This is a genomic window from Bacillus sp. FJAT-28004 (assembly GCF_001280845.1).
GTDB lineage: Bacteria > Bacillota > Bacilli > Paenibacillales > Paenibacillaceae > Pristimantibacillus.
In genome coordinates this window covers 4,460,997-4,480,499 of sequence record NZ_LGHP01000001.1, presented here as the reverse complement: position 1 = coordinate 4,480,499, position 19,503 = coordinate 4,460,997, and the positions used below count along the sequence as shown (strand labels likewise).

At 44.1% G+C, this 19,503-nt stretch carries 15 protein-coding genes; 4 read left to right on the top strand and 11 right to left on the bottom strand.

The annotated features are described in order from the left end of the window. Positions 1-4 precede the first annotated feature (4 nt). The gene (locus tag AC787_RS19505; RefSeq protein ID WP_054027150.1) at positions 5-913 is read right to left on the bottom strand and encodes an ABC transporter permease; all 909 of its coding nucleotides are present in this window, start codon (positions 911-913) and stop codon (positions 5-7) included. A gap of 334 nt (positions 914-1,247) precedes the next feature. Between AC787_RS19505 and AC787_RS19500 the strand changes: the two genes are divergently transcribed. Next, positions 1,248-2,984, top strand: coding sequence for a sensor histidine kinase (locus AC787_RS19500; RefSeq protein ID WP_321166131.1), 1,737 nt, complete (start codon positions 1,248-1,250; stop codon positions 2,982-2,984). Positions 2,985-2,999: 15 nt separating this feature from the next. After that, the gene (locus AC787_RS19495; RefSeq protein WP_054026310.1) at positions 3,000-4,586 is read left to right on the top strand and encodes a response regulator transcription factor; all 1,587 of its coding nucleotides are present in this window, start codon (positions 3,000-3,002) and stop codon (positions 4,584-4,586) included. A gap of 399 nt (positions 4,587-4,985) precedes the next feature. On the opposite strand, the gene AC787_RS19490 is transcribed toward AC787_RS19495, so the two are convergent. The 4 genes from AC787_RS19490 to AC787_RS19475 are packed head-to-tail and all read right to left on the bottom strand — an operon-like array spanning position 4,986 to position 8,662. Next, positions 4,986-5,348: a response regulator gene (locus tag AC787_RS19490; protein ID WP_054026309.1), complete on the bottom strand. Its 363-nt coding sequence runs from the start codon at positions 5,346-5,348 to the stop codon at positions 4,986-4,988. Then, on the bottom strand, positions 5,341-7,050 hold the full coding sequence (locus AC787_RS19485) for a hybrid sensor histidine kinase/response regulator (protein ID WP_054026308.1): 1,710 nt from the start codon (positions 7,048-7,050) through the stop codon (positions 5,341-5,343). The genes AC787_RS19490 and AC787_RS19485 overlap by 8 nt, the downstream gene beginning before the upstream one ends. 8 nt (positions 7,051-7,058) lie before the next feature. Beyond that, positions 7,059-7,589, bottom strand: a complete 531-nt coding sequence (locus AC787_RS19480) for a heme NO-binding domain-containing protein (RefSeq protein WP_235561086.1) — start codon at positions 7,587-7,589, stop codon at positions 7,059-7,061. A gap of 8 nt (positions 7,590-7,597) precedes the next feature. After that, on the bottom strand, positions 7,598-8,662 hold the full coding sequence (locus AC787_RS19475) for an HD-GYP domain-containing protein (RefSeq protein ID WP_054026306.1): 1,065 nt from the start codon (positions 8,660-8,662) through the stop codon (positions 7,598-7,600). A gap of 194 nt (positions 8,663-8,856) precedes the next feature. Here AC787_RS19475 and AC787_RS19470 point away from each other — a divergent pair, with 194 nt between their 5' ends. After that, positions 8,857-10,419: an MHYT domain-containing protein gene (locus AC787_RS19470; protein ID WP_054026305.1), complete on the top strand. Its 1,563-nt coding sequence runs from the start codon at positions 8,857-8,859 to the stop codon at positions 10,417-10,419. Positions 10,420-10,519: 100 nt separating this feature from the next. Here AC787_RS19470 and AC787_RS19465 read toward each other — a convergent pair whose 3' ends face one another. The 3 genes from AC787_RS19465 to AC787_RS19455 all read right to left on the bottom strand — a co-directional run bounded on the left by AC787_RS19465 (position 10,520) and on the right by AC787_RS19455 (position 14,417). Next, on the bottom strand, positions 10,520-11,506 hold the full coding sequence (locus AC787_RS19465) for an ABC transporter substrate-binding protein (protein ID WP_054026304.1): 987 nt from the start codon (positions 11,504-11,506) through the stop codon (positions 10,520-10,522). A gap of 124 nt (positions 11,507-11,630) precedes the next feature. Further along, complete coding sequence (locus tag AC787_RS19460; protein WP_054026303.1) at positions 11,631-13,268, bottom strand: helix-turn-helix domain-containing protein; 1,638 nt, start codon at positions 13,266-13,268, stop codon at positions 11,631-11,633. 156 nt (positions 13,269-13,424) lie between these two features. Next, a complete protein-coding gene (locus tag AC787_RS19455; RefSeq protein WP_054026302.1) occupies positions 13,425-14,417 on the bottom strand; it encodes an ABC transporter substrate-binding protein in 993 nt (330 codons plus the stop codon). A gap of 414 nt (positions 14,418-14,831) precedes the next feature. Between AC787_RS19455 and AC787_RS19450 the strand changes: the two genes are divergently transcribed. Then, positions 14,832-15,941 (top strand): LysM peptidoglycan-binding domain-containing protein, encoded by a 1,110-nt coding sequence (locus tag AC787_RS19450; RefSeq protein ID WP_054026301.1) that lies wholly within the window; start codon positions 14,832-14,834, stop codon positions 15,939-15,941. Between the two features lie 124 nt (positions 15,942-16,065). Here the strand turns inward: AC787_RS19450 and AC787_RS19445 are convergent, their stop codons facing one another. The 3 genes from AC787_RS19445 to AC787_RS19435 form a co-directional block, all read right to left on the bottom strand. Next, entirely contained in the window at positions 16,066-16,821 is a 756-nt protein-coding gene (locus AC787_RS19445; RefSeq protein ID WP_054026300.1) for a YheC/YheD family protein, read from the bottom strand. Between the two features lie 248 nt (positions 16,822-17,069). Next, positions 17,070-18,677, bottom strand: a complete 1,608-nt coding sequence (locus AC787_RS19440) for a hypothetical protein (RefSeq protein WP_054026299.1) — start codon at positions 18,675-18,677, stop codon at positions 17,070-17,072. After that, positions 18,661-19,377 (bottom strand): ATP-binding cassette domain-containing protein, encoded by a 717-nt coding sequence (locus tag AC787_RS19435; protein ID WP_054027148.1) that lies wholly within the window; start codon positions 19,375-19,377, stop codon positions 18,661-18,663. Before AC787_RS19435 ends, AC787_RS19440 begins: the two co-directional genes overlap by 17 nt. Between the last annotated feature and the right edge of the window lie 126 nt (positions 19,378-19,503).

The following is a 19,503-nucleotide window of genomic DNA, read 5'->3' as shown; positions in this document are numbered from 1 at the left end:
TCTGTTACCACAGGCTGTTTTCGCTGTATTTTTTGGCTGCCTGATTAACTAGAATCAGCAAAATGAAATTAATGATCGTATTAAACAGGTTGATGGCCGAGGAAAAGCTGTATTGGCTGCTCAGCATCCCGATTTTATAAACATAGGTAGCAATAACCTCGCTAGAGGAAATGTTCAAATTATTTTGCATGAGATAAACCTTTTCAAATCCGACACCGAGGAGCCCGCCAATTCGCAGGATCAGCAAAATAATAGCCGTCGGGAGCAGCATCGGAATATCAATGAAGCGAATTCTCTGCCAGCGGCTCGCTCCATCCACCTTCGCTGCTTCGTAAAGGCTTGGATCGACGGCCGATAACGCTGCAATAAAGATGATGCTATCCCAGCCGGCGTGCTGCCAAACATCCGTCCAAACGTAAACGCTGCTAAACCATTCAGCTGAGCCCATCAAATTAGGAGCTTCAGCTCCGAACAAGCGATAGATATTTCCTATAAGTCCGGTGCTCGGTGAGGATAAAATGAGGATCAGACCAACCATAACGACGGTAGAAATAAAATGCGGCATGTAGGTCACCGTCTGGAAAACATGCTTAAACCGGTTCACACGCATTTGATTGATCATCAGCGCGAGCATAATCGGTATTGGAAATGTGGCTATGCTATAGAAGCTAATAATCAGAGTGTTCTTAATCGTGCTGGAAAATTGATAGGAGTTGAAAAACTTCTCAAAATACTTTAACCCTGCCCAAGGACTATCCATGATTCCCAGAGCAGGACTGTAATCTTTAAAAGCAATCAGCACGCCATACATCGGCTTATAAGAAAAAAGCAGAAGCAGCACGACTGCAGGCAGCAGCAAAACATACAGGCCCCAGTTCTTTCTTATCCGGCCAATCGTTTGCTGCATATTCATGTTAAATTGGCTGGTCTTCAAAGAGATTCCCCCATCCTTCTTTCGTCTCCGTCCATGTTGCTTCGCCCTTCTCTCTTGCCTCTTTATTATAGATGCTGCTTTTAGAACAATTCGGACTTTTCTAAATGGCAATTCGGACTTTTCTCTTCATTCCTATAATGGTTTGTCGGCATGATCATATAAATAATAGAGAGGCTGACACTATCCAGACTTTCTTTCGTTTTTTTCGGACTTTCATGTAAAAACAGACAAGCGATACCTCTTATTATGCTGCGTTTGCATTATAATTGGTTTTACCAGCCGACAGTAAGTCCTAAAAAAGAGAGGAATCTGAATGAGACCTATGACAAAACGAACACCCGGCAAATCCTATCCGATTAGGCACTACGTGAAAGTGATGCTCTTGATTTTAGTCTCTGTATTAGTACTGGATTGTATTATTAGCATCGTCGCCATTTCAATGGTCAAGCAGCAAACGACAAGGTATTTGCAAAACACCGCTAATATGTATATCAATCAAATCAATCTTGATTTCTCCAATATTAATCAATACATGGGTTGGACGCTTGCAAACGATGAAAACGTAAAAAAGATGAAACAGTTTCGTTCCACGGATGCCGAATTTATAAAGGCAAATACGGAGCTGTACAAACGTTTCTCCGAGCTCCAGAAAAACTACGTGCAAAAATATAATTTCTTCATCTATTTAGAGGATCAAAAGTATTTTTTAAATTCCTCACCTACCAACCTGATGTACCCGGATTATCTATCATTAAAGAAACAAATTGCCTCCTATGTACAAGATAAAAATTCGCTTGAAAAATATTATTCCAATTGGTCCCTTATTCTTCTGAATAATAAACACTTCATCATTAATATCGTGCCGTTTCATGAAAGCTATCTCATTTGTATGATATCTGCCGATAATCTGATTAGTCCGCTCCGGCAAATGGATCTTGGCGGCAATGGGTTTGTTTCCTTAATCGATCATAATGGTTCGGTCATTAATAATCTTACGACGGATATGGACAATCAAGCCCGAAACAATGAACAAAAGAAAACGCTGCTTGGGCTGGTGCAGACCACAACGACCGTCAGTAAATCATTTGCAAACGCAACATTTGGAGTGAGAATGTTCATTAAGTTCGGAGCTTTTGAGAAAATCATGATTGCCCAGCTGCTCATTATGCTCCTTGCTGCGATTGTTGCTTGCACATTATGCGGCATCATGGTGTATTTCAACATTCTGATCCTAAGGCCGCTCAAAAACTTTTCATACAGCTTGACGCAGTTCAATGAAGACAGCAAACCGCTCGATCTCAAGATGAACAAGATTGTTGAGCTCGAATATGCCAATAAGCTGTTCAAAAACCTGCTTGAGCAAATTAGAATTTTCAAAATTGATATCTATGAGCATGAGATTGAAAAACAAAAGATCCAGCTGGATTATATGAAATTACAGATTAAACCTCACTTTTTTCTGAACTGCTTAACCAACATTCACAGCATGGCCCAAATGCAAATGTTCGAGGAAATTCAAAGCATGGCCATTTCAACGTCCAATTATTTTCGTTATATTTTTCAAAACGGGGAAGATTTCGTGAAGCTGGACGATGAGATTAATCATGTCCGTATATATTTGGAGATTCAAAAACATCGTTACAGAGATGCTTTCACGTACAGTATTAATCAAGGGGATGCCACGGGAAAGATGAGAATTCCGCCGTTAGTGCTTCAGACTTTCATAGAAAATTCAGTGAAATATGCCGTTTCGCGAGTAAATGAGGTGCAAATTAGGCTGGAGGTTGATCTAGAAAGGGAAACAGAGGAAGAGGTGGCTGTCATTCGTATATCTGATACAGGCCCTGGTTTTGACGCCGATATATTGGAGAGGCTCGAAAGCGGACAGCCACTTGATCAAACGGACGGTAACCATATCGGCATCACGAACACAATACAACGTCTGGAATACTTATACCGCCGCAAGGCGAAAGTCCACTTTTCCAATAGCGAGTCTGGAGGAGCTTGCGTGACCCTATACCTTCCTCATCCTACGCAGGATACACCGTGAAAGGAGTAACACATAATGAATGTACTGCTTGTAGATGACGACTATTTTGTCGTGACAGCACTAGAGAAGAAGGTTAATTGGCAGGCGCTATCGATCGATCATGTCTATACTGCTTTTAATATCGCCCATGCGCAGGAGCTGCTTACGCAGCATCCTATTCACATTTTGCTTTGCGACATCGAAATGCCGCAGGGCAGCGGGCTAGAACTGCTCGCTTGGATTCGCGAAGAGAAATATAATATTCAAACCATATTTCTAACCAATTACGCCGATTTCAACTATGCGCAAAAAGCGATCGAGCTGCAGAGCTTTGATTATTTCTTAAAACCAATTGAATTCGACAAGCTGACGCTTATTATTCAGAAGGCCATCTTCAAAGCCAATGAACAGCAAGGCGTCGCCAAGGCGGTCCAAGAAGGCTACTACTGGCAAAAAAATCAGAAAAATGTCCAGGAGCATTTTTGGCGCAAGCTCGTTACCGGGAAAACTACCTATTCTACCCCTGCTAACATTACCTATTTGATTGCAGAGCAAAATCTCCCTTACACATTGACAGATTTGGTGCTGCCCGTGCTTATTCATGTATTTCCTCATGAGGAAAGCCTGGAAAAAAAGGATAAGGATCTATTTGATTTTGCACTTATGAATGTGCTGCATGAGCTGTTCCAGAACACGCGCTTTACAGTCGAATCGATATTGGAGTTCAAGGAATCCAATTGGATGGCGATACTGAAATGGAAGGACATACCTGACTCCGGAATAATCGAAAGCATTTGCGCTACCTTCATTCAAAGAGCTAATACATTTCTCAGATGTGATGCAAGCTGCAATATAGCTAACACTGGAAAGCTAGAAGCTATCCATCACGTCATGAAAGACCTGCTTAGCATGAATGACAAGATCATTAAATATCGAAATCAAACCATTTTGCTAGAGCATTTCAATCAGCAGGAATCCTCTTATACACCGCCTAACTTAACGCTTTTGGAGCAGCTGCTGGAGCAAAATAAGCCGAGCTCCTTTCTCGCAGAAACGAGTGCATATTTGCATAATATCACCCATAAGCAAATGTTGAACGCTTCTGTGCTGAGCCTGTTTCGACTGGATATGGTTCAGCTTGTATATGCTTATCTCAAGAGCAAAGAAATTCAAGCACATAAAATGTATACGGGAAGAACCAATGATCAGATGTTTATGCAATCCTTGAACTCCATAGAGGATATGGAGAATTATCTTCAATATTTGGTGAATACGGCGACAGAGTACCGGAATTTCACGGAGCAGCCCAAGTCCGTCGTAGAAGAAATAAAGCAGCACATTCACGCCCATTGCGGTGATGAGCTGTCAAGAACGAGTCTGGCAGAAACTGTTTATCTTAATCCCGATTACTTGGCTCGATTGTTTAAGAAAGAGACGGGAATTTCATTAGGGAACTATATCATTCAAGCACGCATCAAGGTTGCCAAACATTTGCTTGAAACCACACAGTTATCGGTCAATACGATTGCCAGCAAAACCGGATACACGAACTACTCCTACTTTACCAAGCTATTCAAGCAGGAAATCGGTTGTACACCCAATGAGTTCAGGAAAAACCGTTAAAGTACGCTGCTGCCGCGCAAAGTGAGGGCTAGCAGAGAAGCTTTATTACCCTACATTGCAGAAACTACAATGTAAACCTGACACCACTCACCAAAAGCAGAGCTACATTGCAGTAAATGCAGTAGAAACAGGCATAAGTATGGCTAACTAGCTAATATGGTTGGTATCTACTGTATAAACTGCAGCGTAGCTGTGCGTCCTTCACTAAAAAAAGAATCCTATTGCATAAAGTGCAATGTAGAGAATAGATTTCATGATCAAGCAAAGAGTAAACAGGATTAAGGAAAAGGTTGGAAAATAAATGGTGGAATAGCAGGCGGATAGGACTAATGCTGTTCTTGAAAATACTTTCAGAGAGCATTGGTTCAATGCTCTCCTAATAACACGTGACCGACACACTTATGTTAAAAATACCTGAATCTTCTCAAGTAGCCGGTTCCATTCCACAGGTTTTGTATCAAAATCATCGCATCCTGCATCAAAAGCCATTTCCCGATCACTGGCCATTGCATGAGCGGTCAAGGCGATAATCGGGATATGACTTGTCTCCTGAGCCGCTTTCAGTTCCCGCGTAGCGTCCCAGCCGTCGATGACGGGCAAGCTCATATCCATCAAAATAAGATCAGGCGATTCCGACTGAGCCATCTCTATGCCTTGAAGGCCATCTGATGCCATAACCACTTGATAACCTTTGCGAATCAAGCGACGCGACAACATATCACGATTCATCTCATTGTCTTCGACCAACAAAATTTTATGCACGTTCTCCCCCCTCTGCAAGCGATAGGGTAATCAAATGGCGAACTTCATGTAAGAGTGCCTTTCGGTCCAGATGCCCCTTTTGCACAATATTTTCTACGCAACCATTGAGCCTCCGCCGATCTTCTTCCGTTATACTCTTCGCAGTCACGACGACGACCGGAATGGATCGCCATTCCTCATGCTCGCGCATCGCCGCAACAAACTCAAAGCCGTCCATTTCCGGCATCATGAGATCTAATAAAATTAAATGAGGAGCTTCTTCTGTCATGCGTTGCAGCGCGTGATGTCCGTTACCAGCCCTAGTCACGCGGTAGCCCTCCCGCTTCAGCAGCTTCGTTATCATGTCACTTGTCACTGCATCATCTTCGATGACTAATACAGAATGCGACTGTCTCTCCGGTATATATTTATCTAAAGTGGAGATCAATCGCTCCCGATAAATCGGCTTAGTCAGAAACTCCGATGCGCCAAGCGCATAAGCCAAATGCTGCTCGTCCATCATGGAGATCATCACGACAGGAATATGCGCCAGCTCGGGATCATTCTTAAGCGCAGCCAGCACGTTCCAGCCGTCCATACCGGGCATGAGCACATCAAGGGCGATGACTGCCGGTTTCAGCTGCTTCGCTAAGCGGATACCCTCTTGCCCTGATTGGGCGAGCAGTACGTTCCACTCCTCATTTCCCAAATAATGCTGCATTAACCGAAGCATAGCTGGATCATCATCGATAACGAGGACAGTCCCAGTCCCTTCTACTGCAATGCTACCATTACTATGTATTATGGCGTTTAGTGGTTCTGGTTCCATATGCTCCAGTAGAGGAAGCCAGATGGTGAATGTTGCACCTTCTCCTAACACGCTGCTCGCACTTATGTTGCCACCCATCATGTAGCATAGGCTTTGACTAATAGCCAGCCCTAGACCGGTACCGCCATATTTTCTCGTTGTCGACGAATCCGCTTGCTTGAAGGCTTGAAAAGCTTGATCCATCTGCTCTGATGTCATCCCGATTCCAGTATCTTGTACACGGAAAGCTATGCCCGGCAAGCCCGCTTCGCTTTCAAATTGCACTTTCAGCTTTATCGTTCCGTCCTTCGTGAACTTGCTTGCGTTGCTGAGCAAATTAAAGAGGATTTGACGCAGCTTCGTTATGTCCGTTTTGATCGAGCCTTCTGTGCATTCTACTTGGATTTCGTTCTTATTAACTTCCATTAGCGGATGTATGGTCGTCACAATGTCATGAATAATGCTCGGAATATCGCATTGCTCTAGGTACAGCTCCATCTTGCCTGCTTCAATTTTGGATAGATCGAGTATATCGTTTATGAGCGTGAGCAAATGCTTGCCCGCATTATTGATCTTGTTGAGATCATCGGCAAAAGCAGGTTCGCCCATCTCTTCCATGTCTTCCTGCAGCATTTCGCTATAACCGATAATAGCGTTCAGTGGAGTCCGCAATTCATGGCTCATGCTCGCGAGAAATTGACTTTTGATCTGATTCGCTTCAACAGCTTCATCGCGAGCTTTGGACAGCTCAAGCGTACGCTCTTTGACAAGCTCCTCCAATTGATCATTTAGTTGCCGCAGCTCTTGGTTCACATAATAGATTTCACGGGTTTTTTCCTCCGCAATTTGTTCTGCAGCAAGACGAGCCTTCTTCTCCCGTTCAAGCTGCCGCCGGACTACATCAATATCATCCATAGCATGTTTCACTCCACTTTGGTTAATTCAAAACGGGCAGACGTTCCATCGATCAAATCGAATCTCTTCACTTCGATTACTTCCCCATAATGCGCCACGCATCCTAAAATAAGTCCCTCTGCCAAATCAGCAAAAGGCCGTGAGGAGCTGTACGTCATAATCAAAGTACCTGGTATGGAAGTATCATATTGAAAGGCTGGAAGCTCCGCTCCCGGATAAAGCTTACGCACTTCGACATGGATATAGCTATCCACCTTTTGCAAAAATTCAAATACGGAGCTGTTCTCCACCATAAAGTCAGGATGCTTGTCTAACAACTGACCAAATAAATATTCCCCGAATGTCCGAACGAGATCAGGCACAGGGATATTTGTTCGAGCGTTAAGCTCCACAACCAGCTTAATCATCTCATGGTGGTCATAAGTGCCAACCGATGTGTAGCTGCCTCCCGAAGGCAACTCCGCTGCTTCAATAATCTCATCTACCAGCTTCAAGGAAAACTTGTTTTCTACCATTTCCAAAAAAGAAGTAAATACCATTCCTTTCACTACTGAACACCCTCTCGTTTTCTTTCATCATCGCTGCTATTCTCTATAACGCGCAGAAAGGCCTCAACGACTCGAGGATCGAAATGTACTCCGCTCTGAATCATGATTTCAGCAACTGCTTCTTCTTGTGTCCACGCTCGCTTATACGGGCGCTCATGCGTTAGTGCATCGTAAAAATCAGCGATCGCTACGATTCGTCCGGCAAGTGGAATGTTTTCCCCGCCAAGTCCATTCGGATAACCTGTCCCATTCCATTTCTCATGGTGAGACAGTGCGATGCTTTTGGCCAATTGCAAGACTGGGAACTGGCTGCCCTCCAAAATGCTGGCGCCAATTTCCGTGTGCAGCTGCATCTTTGCGAATTCCTCAGGCATGAACCTTCCCGGCTTCAGTAAGATGCTGTCAGAGATGCCGATCTTCCCGATATCATGCAAAGGTGCTGCCCGTTTAATAAGCTCTGCTTCCTCTGCAGGCAGACCTAATTCGTATGCAACTCTTCCGGACAGCTCACCAACTCGCTGCGTATGCTGCCCCGTCTCATCATCACGATATTCCGCGGTGCGCCCCAGTACGTTCAAAATTTCATTTTTGGCCCGTTCAATCTCTTTGGTACGTTCTCGAACTCGCTGCTCCAAATTGTAGTTTTGCTCTTGAAGCTGCAGATGATAGTATCTTGTCTTCAAAAAGTTTTGAATGCGCAGCACCACTTCCATCCTATCGAATGGTTTCGTAATAAAATCGTTGGCGCCTTCATGGAGTACCCGCGTTCTTGCTTCGGGTGTAACATCAGCTGTTAGAACAAGAACCGGCAAATAATCGCCTTCCTGCTTCCATTTTTTCAAATGTTGCAGCGCCGATATCCCATCCATAACAGGCATATGTAAATCTAATAAAATAATATCCGGTTGATTTGCTCGATATAGCGTCTCTAGCTGCGTTGCATCCGTTGTCGTGAATAAATTCGTATAACCCGCCCGTGACAATATGCGCTCCAAAAGACTAATATTATATTCCTGATCGTCTACGATTAAAAACTTTGCGGTTTTCCTCCATAGCTCATCCATTATTTATCCTCATTTGTTCATCTGTTATTAGATAATCTTTCCATACTTGCTATCATTATAGTTCATCATTCGACATTAATCGAGAGACTTCTTGCGAGTCGTTTTTTTTGAAACGAGTGATGAAGAAGGGAAATTCTCACATTTTGTCGAAATGTAACCATTGCCATAATGAACTAGGTAGGAGTGGGAAACAAATGAATCATACTCATGGAACATACGATATCGTATTGGTCATCTTTTCTTATATCGTTGCCGTCGTTGCTTCTTATACGATGCTTGATTTGGTCGGAAGAATTAGTACATCGCATGAGCGAAGGCGCTTCATATGGGTCCTCTTTGGCGCTTGTGCAATGGGAATGGGCATTTGGTCGATGCATTTTGTTGGGATGCTCGCCTTTTCATTGCCAGTTCCCATCGCTTATCATATGCCAACTGTTATTCTTTCGGTTGTTGTTGCCATAGTGGCCTCTTTTTTTGCCCTTCATATCGTGGGTAGAAATCAGCTATCGCTGCGTCAATTGCTGAGCGGGGGAATATTGCTGGCAAGCGGAATTGTTGCGATGCATTATATCGGTATGGCCGCTATGATGATTGATATCGAGTACGATCCTATATATGTTTCGTTATCTATCATTATTGCTGTTCTAGCCTCAATTGCAGCATTGTGGCTTTCGTTTTATTTCCGCAAAAGCGGTGAAAATACGCGCGTGCAACTATGGAAGAAGCTTGGCAGCGGATTATTAATGGGAGCAGCGGTAGTTGGCATGCATTACATCGGCATGATGGCCGCACATTTCGAAATAGGGAATATCCATTTACGCAAAGCGGGATCTGGCATGATCCTGAATCAACATTGGCTGGCTTATATCATTTCAGGAGGAACTCTATTTACATTAGGACTGTCTCTTATCGGAATCTACATTTCCAATAAGTTCTCCTTCAAAGACTCTGAGATTCATAAAATAAATCAGGAATTGCGGCAGCTCAACGAGCACTTGGAGCAAATGGTCAAAGAACGGACATCTCAGCTGGAGAAGGCGCATGATGAAGCGATCAAGGCAAATCGGATCAAGAGCCAGTTCCTTGCCAATATGAGCCATGAGCTTCGGACACCGCTGAACGCCATCATCGGCTATAGCGAAATGTTGATGGAGGAGGCAGAAGAGCTTGGTGAGCAGACGTTTGTAGAAGATTTAGGCAAAATCGGGAAAAGCGGAAAACATCTACTCTCCCTTATCAACGATATTTTGGACATTTCAAAAATTGAGGAAGGCAAGATGGAGATACATTACGAGACGTTCGAGGTATATGATTTGGTTCAAGATGTCATTACAACGATAAAGCCCCTTATTGAAAGCAATGGGAACCAGCTGCAAACGCACCATATGCGAGGTGAGATGGAGGCTGATGTTACAAAGCTGCGCCAAATTCTATTGAATTTGCTAAGCAATGCAAGTAAATTCACGCATAGCGGAGCTATTCAATTTAACGTTTATGTTGAAGTTAAAGAAGGAAAACCAGGTTATAGTTTCCTCATTAAAGATTCAGGCATCGGCATGAGCCCTGAGCATCTGGACAAATTATTTCAACCGTTCACACAAGCCGATGCTTCCACGACTCGTAAATATGGCGGTACAGGGCTTGGGCTTGCCATAAGTAGCCGATTCTGCTCCATTATGGGCGGACATATTACAGTTCAGAGCGAACCTGGGGTGGGAAGCATCTTCATTTGTTGGATTCCGATCTCGCGAACCTAATAAAGCGCCGGTTTCCTCTTTACGAGGTTTTTCCGGCGCTTCTTTTTGAATGCTTTTATCGAGATCATTCTTACGGCTATAGACACAGAATGCCTAACCTTTAATTCCCTTTACTTTCGAATGCTTTAAGAACAACGTCTATTGCATAGTTGTTCGCAAGCGGAGACATGCCCAGACTGAACCATTCCTTACCGCCCATCACATACACCTGGTTGTTCTTAACCGCCTTCATGTTTTTCCATAGCGCGCTATTCAACATGTCTTTATATGATTGTTGGATGACTTCATTATTCTCGTCGTCCAACTGTACAATGAGATGGTCAGGATTGTATTCAGGCAATTTCTCCAGCGATATAGAGAGAGACTGCTCTGTCTGAGGGAAGTTCGCAATCGGCTTAAGCCCCAGCGTCTTGTGAATAAAGCTTCCGCGATCGATGTTTTCGCCGTAAAGGACAACTGACTTTGGCATAATCATCATGTACATGACGGTTTCGTCACCAACGAGAGTATCAAGTTTTGCCTTAGCTGCCGCTTCCTGATCAACTAAGTCTTGTATGACCTTATCCGCGACATCCTCCTTGTTAAGTACTTTTCCAATATCCTTCAGTTCATCACGCCAGTCATCACGCTGCGGCAGCAACACTGTCGGCGCAATTTTGGTTAGCTGATCGTAGTCTTTATCCGACCACCATGCAGGTGCGATAATAAGATCAGGCTCAGCTGCTAATATCATCTCAAAATCAGGCGTTTCCGCAATGCCCATTTTCTGCACATCTTTGAAAGGCTCTTGCAAGTACGAAGGAAAATCTGCATGATAATTTTGCACCGCGATCGGAGTAACCCCCAAGGCTTGTAGAAATTCCGGATATACGACGGAAAGTCCAATGACCCTGCGCGGGTTCGAAGGAATGGTAATCTCACCCTTCTCGCTGGCTACGACACGAACACTATCCGATGCCGCGTCGGTTGCTTTATTTGCCGAACCGTCTGTCTCTTTCGTAGACCCATTGTTCGCTGAACAAGCAGCCATCACCAACATCATCAGCACGGCAACGATTATCAACGGTCCTATTTTTGAATATCTCATTTCTTCTATACTCCCCCTGAGCGTTCGATGTTCATTATTCCTCATTTGAAAATGAGAATCACTATCACTACTAGCAGTATAAAGGAAAGTCGTTTGTCCGCCTATCGACGATCTCGCCAACATTTTATGCACGATTCCGCCAAAACTTTAACACTTCGTCCAAAACCAGATCTTGCGTGAACGCTGTATATTCCGTCCAAGGATATGGTGGAAGATGATCAATCCGCTTGTTTCTAACCGGCTTCATGCTCCCCCATGATTCTGCTTGCCTAAGGTCTTGCCAGGTTGCTTGTGACTGAGCGTCTTCGTCCACGATGAGCAGCAGCCTGTCCGCATCCGTATGCACAAGCTCCTCTCGCGTCAATTGTTGATCATTAAGCCCCCTATCCACCTCCGTTGCAGGCAAGATATGAAGATCGTCGTAAAATACCTCGCCAAGGCTCCGATTTGCTAACACGCTAATGTTCTTTCTGGATATTCTCACAATGAGCAGGCGCTCATTATACAATAAGCTTTTGGTTTGCTCCCGAACGGCTGCCACTTTTCGTTCATACCGCCCTAGCCATACTTCTGCTTCTGCGGATTTACCTAGCTTTTTCGCGATCAATTCTAAATGCATGCGCCAATCGTTCTCCAACCACGGCACGAAATAAGTCGAGGTTATCCTATCAAGCTTCTTCTGCGTTTCTGAGCTGGAGAAACCTTCTAGCCCGATGATAAAGTCCGGGTTATCGCTTTCGATTTGCTCTATTTTCGCATCATCATCTTTCGCAAGGGGCAGCACCGCATTCGTCTCGTATTTCCTCCGGTAATATTCGACCCAAGGATGATCAGCGGGAGCCGCATAAGGAGTAATGTTGAGCGCGAGAAGATTTCCGATCGTGCTTGCGTGAAACGCCACGATCTTTTGCCTCGCATTTCTCATGAACGCCGCCGGCGGTGTACCTGTTACTTGCTTGAATTTGCGACGAAAATAAACCTCATCCTGATAGCCAACATAGCTGGCGATATCCTTGAGCTGATAATCATGGTGAGGTCTCATCAGCTCCTGAGCTTGCCCAATTCGATATCTAGACAAATATTCGATAGCGCTGCAGCCATATCTTTGCTTAAACAACCTAATAAAATGCCGAGAGCTGATTCCTGCTTCCTTAGCTAACTGCTCAATCGTAAGATCCTCTCGATAATGTTGTTCGATATACGATTTCGCGAGTTCCAATTCCGCTTCAGCATTGTTGTCCAGTACGCGCTGGCCATCTCGCAACAGGCTGTACAGCAGTTCATAACATTCGATTTGTCCGCGCAGCCGCTGCATGTGGTCCTCGCTCCGCATAGACTTTGCCATCGCTTCACAAAGTGCGCTTATGACTATCATCGAGGATACAACGACTTCTCCTGCGATCGGAAACCTCATATTTCGGCCAAGTGGAACGTTCCGCTCTTGCTCAGCGGGCAATCCAGGCTGCTCAAACACATCGAAGCGCACAACGTATAACCCGCGCTCTCCCGAGTCCTGCATGGACGCCTCGACTAGCTGGCCAGGCGTGCATACATAGGCACTGCCCGCCCGCAGCTCGAAATACCGACCGTCTACAGTAATCCACCCCTTGCCTGATGCTGCAATGAGCAGCATATGCGACTCGATGAATTGCATCCGGAGCGACCAATTGCTAGAATGACTATTGTTTTTTTCGACTGCTCTAAGCTTGAACCACATGCTCCCCAGCAGTTCATAATTGCTCTTTTGCGGACTGTCGTACATACCGCTCACCACCTGTACCTCGTATTTACATGCTTACTATAGCATTGCGAAATAAATAAAGAACGCAACTCTTCTGAAAAAATCAGATGCTGCGTCCATTTTATATTACAGTTATTAAATTATAATCAATAGGCCATTATTTCAAGCTATCTTTTGTTACTTTTCCTGTGTCAATAGTTGGACAGCTTCCTGCAATTGAACTTCAATGTCATGAGGCGTGTAGCCTAACCAAGTATCCATACTAATATCGTAAATATGTTTATCCTTGACGGCCGTGAGATTTTTCCATAAAGAGCTTTCCTTGATTTCATCTAAACGTTTAGTCGTGTCCTCTCCCTCAAGTAAAGTAAGGAATACATAATCGGCGTCGTAATCTGGGAGAACCTCCAAAGAAATGGGAACTGCCCATAAATTCGAATCCTTCTCGATTTCCTGCTGCACGAGAGCAGGCGGAGTTAGTCCAAGCGCTTTATAGAGCGTGAAGCCCATGTTGCGCACGCCGTAGACGTAGAATTCTTTCGGATCCACTCTATAAATAGCAAATGTTTTACCTTCACCAATTTTGCCGATAATTTCATCTTTTGCTGTTTTAATTTTCTCGTCGAATTCTACTTTCCAAGCCGCTGCTTCCTGCTGACGATTCAGTATATCACCTATAACCTCAACATGTCCGAACACATCGTAGTCCATCCAAGGAACAACAACGGTGGGAGCTATTTTAGTTAGCTTGTCGTAGACATCCTTCTCAATGTCACCAGCAATAATCAAATCGGGCTCTAATGACACTATTTTCTCATAATTTATTTGATCTGCGCTCCCAACATCTTCGATGCCATCGAAGTCCGTGTCCGATGTCTCAAGCAAATGGCTTGATGCACCGATTGGTTTCAGACCTACCTTAAGCATATGGCTGGCATATTGCAAAGTAACGACTTTTTCCGGTTTGAGTGGAATATTCGTTTCTCCAAAGAAATGTTTGTATGCCCGCGTTTCAGTCGTATTTTCATTAGATGCCTTCTCGTTTTGCGGAACAGCGGCGTTCTTATCGTTATTTGATGTTGATTGTGGTTTTGTTTCTGCAGTACCGCATGCTGCAAGTGCTAAAACAAGTAGAAGCATACTCAAGCAAACTAATACATTTTTTTTCAAGATGATATCCCCCAGTAAATGATTAATATTACATTTTGGACGCAGCAAGGCTGACCTTTATTCCAGTATTGCTGGGCTAAAAGCTTCCTAGCATCCTGCTATTGATAAAGATTATCATTATTAATTAGACGCGTCAACAAAATAAAAATAGCTTATTTCCGTATGTTTAGTTCTTGTATAGAAACATAGAGTAAAATAGCCATTGTTGTATGAGGATTACCATTTAAACACGTTTTTTTGCGCTTAGCTCTATTAAACTCTACTTTTTTTGGAGCTATGCACAAAATGGTTGTATATGCGAGTTGCATCCGGAGCATTTTGCATACTGTTGAAATGGCTGTTTAGTCCCATTCCACATGTTGGAACATGTCGGATAAAATAGAATCAAGTTGAGAATAAAGGGGAACATACGCTTTGAATCAGAAAATTACTCGCAGCAATAACCGTCAAAAAGGCAGCTTTGTATCTTTGAAGAAAACCACTCTCATCTTCTACCTGGCAATCGTCATCATGCTCATTGCAATCTGCGGAGTGCTGTACGGCAAATATTTGAGTCTGCGCGATTTCAATCTCCAATCCGCTTTTGCTGAGAAACTTGAGCAATCAAATGAGCAGGCGCTCAATAATGAAACCGCTAACTCTAATTCAAGCAACGACGGAAATGGCGGGATTGAAACGATAGTAGACGACCCCATCCCCGCGGGAAGTGTAGACGTGGAAGATAAACAAGAACCGACGGAGGATAAGAAGGATACCACGAGTGGTGCCAAACCTACTGAGTCTGACTCTCCACCGGACAAAGAGACTATTAAAACACCAGAGACGTCTAAGCCCACACTGGTAGAAAAGCCCGATAAGGTGGAAAAGCCTGTACAAGAGCAAAAGGAAAGCGATAACAAGACAACAGGCTCCTCCAGTGAGAGCATAAAGCTCCCTACGACCTATATCGTTCAAAAAGGCGATACCTTGAGCTCAATATCCGAGAAATTTTATCACTCGAAGGACCATTATGCACTGCTGGCAGAGCATAATCATATTTTGTTAATTAATGATATGAAAGCTGGAGATAAGCTAACGATTCCTGCGTTATCCTCAAGCACCGGATCAACAGGCAGCAACCAGCAAGGTACAAAGGATTATTCCAAGATCACCCTGCCAGCAACCTATTTGGTTCAGGCTGGCGATACCCTGTCCAGCATATCCAAAATGTTTTATAAATCAAAGGAATATGTAAGTTATATTGCACAGGAAAATAAGATTGACAAGAACGCGGGATTGAAAGCAGGCAGTCATCTCATCATCCCTTCTCTTAAAAACTACAAGCAAGATGAAGATGATAACTCATGGGGCACATCACCTGGGTTCGAGACAACAGAACATACCGTTAAGAATGGTGAGACGCTCTACAGCATTTCCAAAACCTATTACGGCTCTAACAAATATGCGATGTTCATTGCCGATTTCAATCAAATCGTAGATATTGATAATGTAAAAGCCGGCACGGTACTAAAAATTCCTAAATGATCGGACAATTGAAAACCGACGCTCTCTTTCGTGAGATGCGTCGGTTTTTTTGTATGAGTTGGGTTATTTCCGTTCAGTCTGATGCTAACTTTCCCGCTAAGTAAGCCGTTAATAATGCTCAGCTCTATTTTTTTCTTCCATATTGCTTGGCATAGGATATAATCCGGCGATACATTTTTTTGTCATTTAGGTGCTTCAGCGGATAGAACTGCGGCCTCGTGTTCACCTCAAGAATCCAAGTATTTCCTTTATCGTCCAAGGCAACGTCGAGACCCAGCTCTCGAAACCCGCTGCTGTGTTTGTCAAATATGCTTCCTACGGATTTGCCTAGCTTCTTCAGTTCTGCTTCCTTACGTTTTATCCTAACCTTGCTGAACCCTGCTTTAGCAAGTGTATTCTGGAAATATCCAATCTGACCGCCTTGGTGATAGTTTGTTGCGACTTTCCCCTGCTTGCCTATTTTCGTGAAGAGCGCGCTGCTATTCCATACGCCATTGTTCGATTTTTGAACCATAACCCGAATGTCAAACGGACTGCCATTCACAGCGGCAAGTTTGATACCCTTCTGCAGTAAATAGGATTGCTTCTTCGCATATTTCATCAATTGCTGATAGAGGGCGTCGAACGTTGAGCAATTTTTTTTAACTGAGTTGTGTTGGTATTGATAACCGTTCCCTAGTTTTTTTATGCGAATAATATTAAAGCCGCCCGTGCCATTGGTAGGCTTGAAATAAACAGTTGAGAATTGAGAAAGTATGATTTTAAGATTGCTTCTACTAAAGAGTAAGGTCTTTGGAATATACTTCTGTACATTTACGTTGGTAAGCAGCCACTTCGTTTTTATCCATTTGCTCTTAACCGTAGTACTCTTATAACCCATAATACACAGCCCCCCCTCTTATCCCTAGCATATGTGGGGCTATTAATGTCTGATCGTGCTCCTGTCTAGTGGGTGAAAGTTGTACATGCAAATAAGGCTGATAGCCGCTCCATAGCATGAGCGTTATCAGCCTTTCTTTTATTGCCTCATTTACCTAGAAGACTCTCAACAAAATAAAATGATAGCGAATACGTTTGTTTTGGGGCAATCCATGGCCGTTGAGATTAGGCACCAGCATCACTACGCATTTATTTCACTCGAAATGTTCTCGGCCCGTATCTACGCACAAGCACAGGCGCAGCAGCTAAGTAAATAAGCGTCAACGTAACGATAATTATAGTGAATGATACAGCTGGCACTCGCAAAAATATACAAGCTCCGCTCGCTGCCGATATACCCATATTCACGACATAATAAAGCGGGTTTTTCACATTCAGCTCTGTAGAATACGGTTGAAAAATATAATACATAAACAAATGATGCACGGTGAAAAAAACGGACAGCGAAATAACACAGATCCAAAGCATGAGCAGTTCTCTGTTCAGCCACTCCCCACCCGCTGCTGCGGTGATCGCTGTCAGTGACACTCCAAAAGCTGCAGCAATGCTCAGGTTCAAGCTCATCACTTTTTTAAGCCGAATCAGAAAATGGCCAAAGGCTGAGCCGCGATAGAAGCTGTACCGCATCAAGCTAAGATCGCAGTTATAGAACATTGCCTTGCATATGTTCTCTCCTACGGACATGTAGTACATAATCAGAACTAGGAAAGGAAAAACCATTCCCACATTCCATTTCATGTTCTGCAGCTGATCACGAAATAGGAGCATGGTGATCACGCCTATCACACCGAAAGCGCCGACGATAACCAATCGCTTGTTAACCGGGCTGCTGATCAGGCTGCGATGTCTGAAGAAAAATAATGCGTTCAGATAAGCATAACCTTGCTTTGTCTCAAGCTTGCCCTGTTGGTTCAGATCCACTGTATAGTCGCTATCCTTCGACTTGACGCTCTTCTTCTGCGCATCCGTCACCATACGACCCAAATCCAGCAGAGGATCATCTCTTTTGGTTGCTGCATCAACCACTCCACTGTAACCGGAATAACGGGCCAGCTGAAAGGCTGCGAACAGGCCTCCCGCCACAATGACGATACAAACAGGCAGACTCAAAAGAAACGTTCCAGTAGGCACTACTTTGCCGAGCAGTAGCGGCAAATACGCAGCGGCATATCCGATTAGAATAACGATCCAAACGAGGGCAGTATGTTTTATTAGTACAATGCCCGTCTTCTCAAAAAGCTTAAGATGTGCGTACTCCGCGAGAATTCGCCACAGCGTGACCATAATCGTTAGCATAACCGCTTCTATGATGGAAGCTCCCGCGAGCGATCCGAACAAAAGCATGGCAGGCAGCAAATACAACAAAAAGGTGACGTAACGATAGGCTAGCGAAGCCTGCATATATCTCGTTCCAGACAATCTCATCAGCTTCACGGCTATGTATTTCTCCCGCTTTGGTTCAAGTACGGTCGCGCTGCTGACCGCTGCCACCACAAAGCTGATGATTGCAAAAATATGTACAAACTGCTGCAGTCGATCCTCCTCAGACAACCCTACTACTAATTCGGTCACAGGTAAGTATATAAGTATCCCCAGATACGCGAATCGGAGCATTAACCCCCAAAGCTGGGTGATAACCAGCGCTATTATGGAAACGGCCTTTTTGAAACCCAAATTGGCGTAGAAGCTGTTCCTCACTAGCTTGCCGATCAGCGGCAGCTTCTGAATGTAATAAATGAGCATGTTTGCCATAATGGATGTTCGAATGGCGAGCAGCGTATTAAGCGTTCTCAGCATGGGCTTCATCCTTCAGCAGGTTAATGACGGATTGCTCGAATTCCGCGCTGTGAAGCAGCTCTGATGGGACAGCAGACAATTTCCCTTTGTTCAATACAACCAGCTCATCACACAGATCAGAGGCCAATTGCAAAATATGCGTGGAGAAAATCAGAATGTGATCACGCTTCATCTCCCTCAACATATTTTTCATCTCCAGAGCAACTATGACATCGAAGGAGGTAAGCGGCTCATCAAGCAGAATAATTGGTGGTTTCGTTATGAGAAATAGCAGCATTTGCAGCTTGTTCTTCATTCCGTGCGAGTAGCCTTTAATCAGCAGGTGGCGATCTTCCATTGTCATGCTCATCATGTCAAAATAATAATCAATGCTCTTTTCCATCTGCAGCTTGCCTCGGTTAATATCCATAAAAAACTTCACGAACTCATAGCCTGTCAGAAACTCGGGCAGAATCGGCAGCGAGTAAACGTATCCCACATCCTGCTCGCTTAGCTTCCTCGTACTCCCATTCACCTCCAGCAGCACTTGTCCGCCATCCATGTCCTTCTCTCCGCTCAAGCAATCGAACAACGTCGTCTTGCCTGCACCGTTGCGGCCGAGCAGACCATATATCTTCCCTTTTTCAAAAGTAAATCCGGCGCCTTGAAGCACCTGTTTATCCTCAAATCGCTTGATGATATTCTCAATGACCAGTCGCAATGACAGCTCCTCCATTCATTCCAAAATTATATCTCCTATTTGTGTACGAAAATGGGAATGAAAAGTCTCGAATGGTATTGGATCAACGAAATATTACGTGCCAGCGGCGGAGAAAATCGACAAGAA

Coding starts and splice junctions, on each gene's coding strand:
- AC787_RS19505 (WP_054027150.1), bottom strand. CDS start 913: ATGAATATGCAGCAAACGATTGGCCGGATAAGAAAGAACTGGGGCCTG.
- AC787_RS19500 (WP_321166131.1), top strand. CDS start 1,248: ATGAGACCTATGACAAAACGAACACCCGGCAAATCCTATCCGATTAGG.
- AC787_RS19495 (WP_054026310.1), top strand. CDS start 3,000: ATGAATGTACTGCTTGTAGATGACGACTATTTTGTCGTGACAGCACTA.
- AC787_RS19485 (WP_054026308.1), bottom strand. CDS start 7,050: ATGGATGATATTGATGTAGTCCGGCGGCAGCTTGAACGGGAGAAGAAG.
- AC787_RS19480 (WP_235561086.1), bottom strand. CDS start 7,589: ATGGTATTTACTTCTTTTTTGGAAATGGTAGAAAACAAGTTTTCCTTG.
- AC787_RS19475 (WP_054026306.1), bottom strand. CDS start 8,662: ATGGATGAGCTATGGAGGAAAACCGCAAAGTTTTTAATCGTAGACGAT.
- AC787_RS19470 (WP_054026305.1), top strand. CDS start 8,857: ATGAATCATACTCATGGAACATACGATATCGTATTGGTCATCTTTTCT.
- AC787_RS19465 (WP_054026304.1), bottom strand. CDS start 11,506: ATGAGATATTCAAAAATAGGACCGTTGATAATCGTTGCCGTGCTGATG.
- AC787_RS19460 (WP_054026303.1), bottom strand. CDS start 13,268: ATGTACGACAGTCCGCAAAAGAGCAATTATGAACTGCTGGGGAGCATG.
- AC787_RS19445 (WP_054026300.1), bottom strand. CDS start 16,821: ATGGGTTATAAGAGTACTACGGTTAAGAGCAAATGGATAAAAACGAAG.
- AC787_RS19440 (WP_054026299.1), bottom strand. CDS start 18,677: ATGCTGAGAACGCTTAATACGCTGCTCGCCATTCGAACATCCATTATG.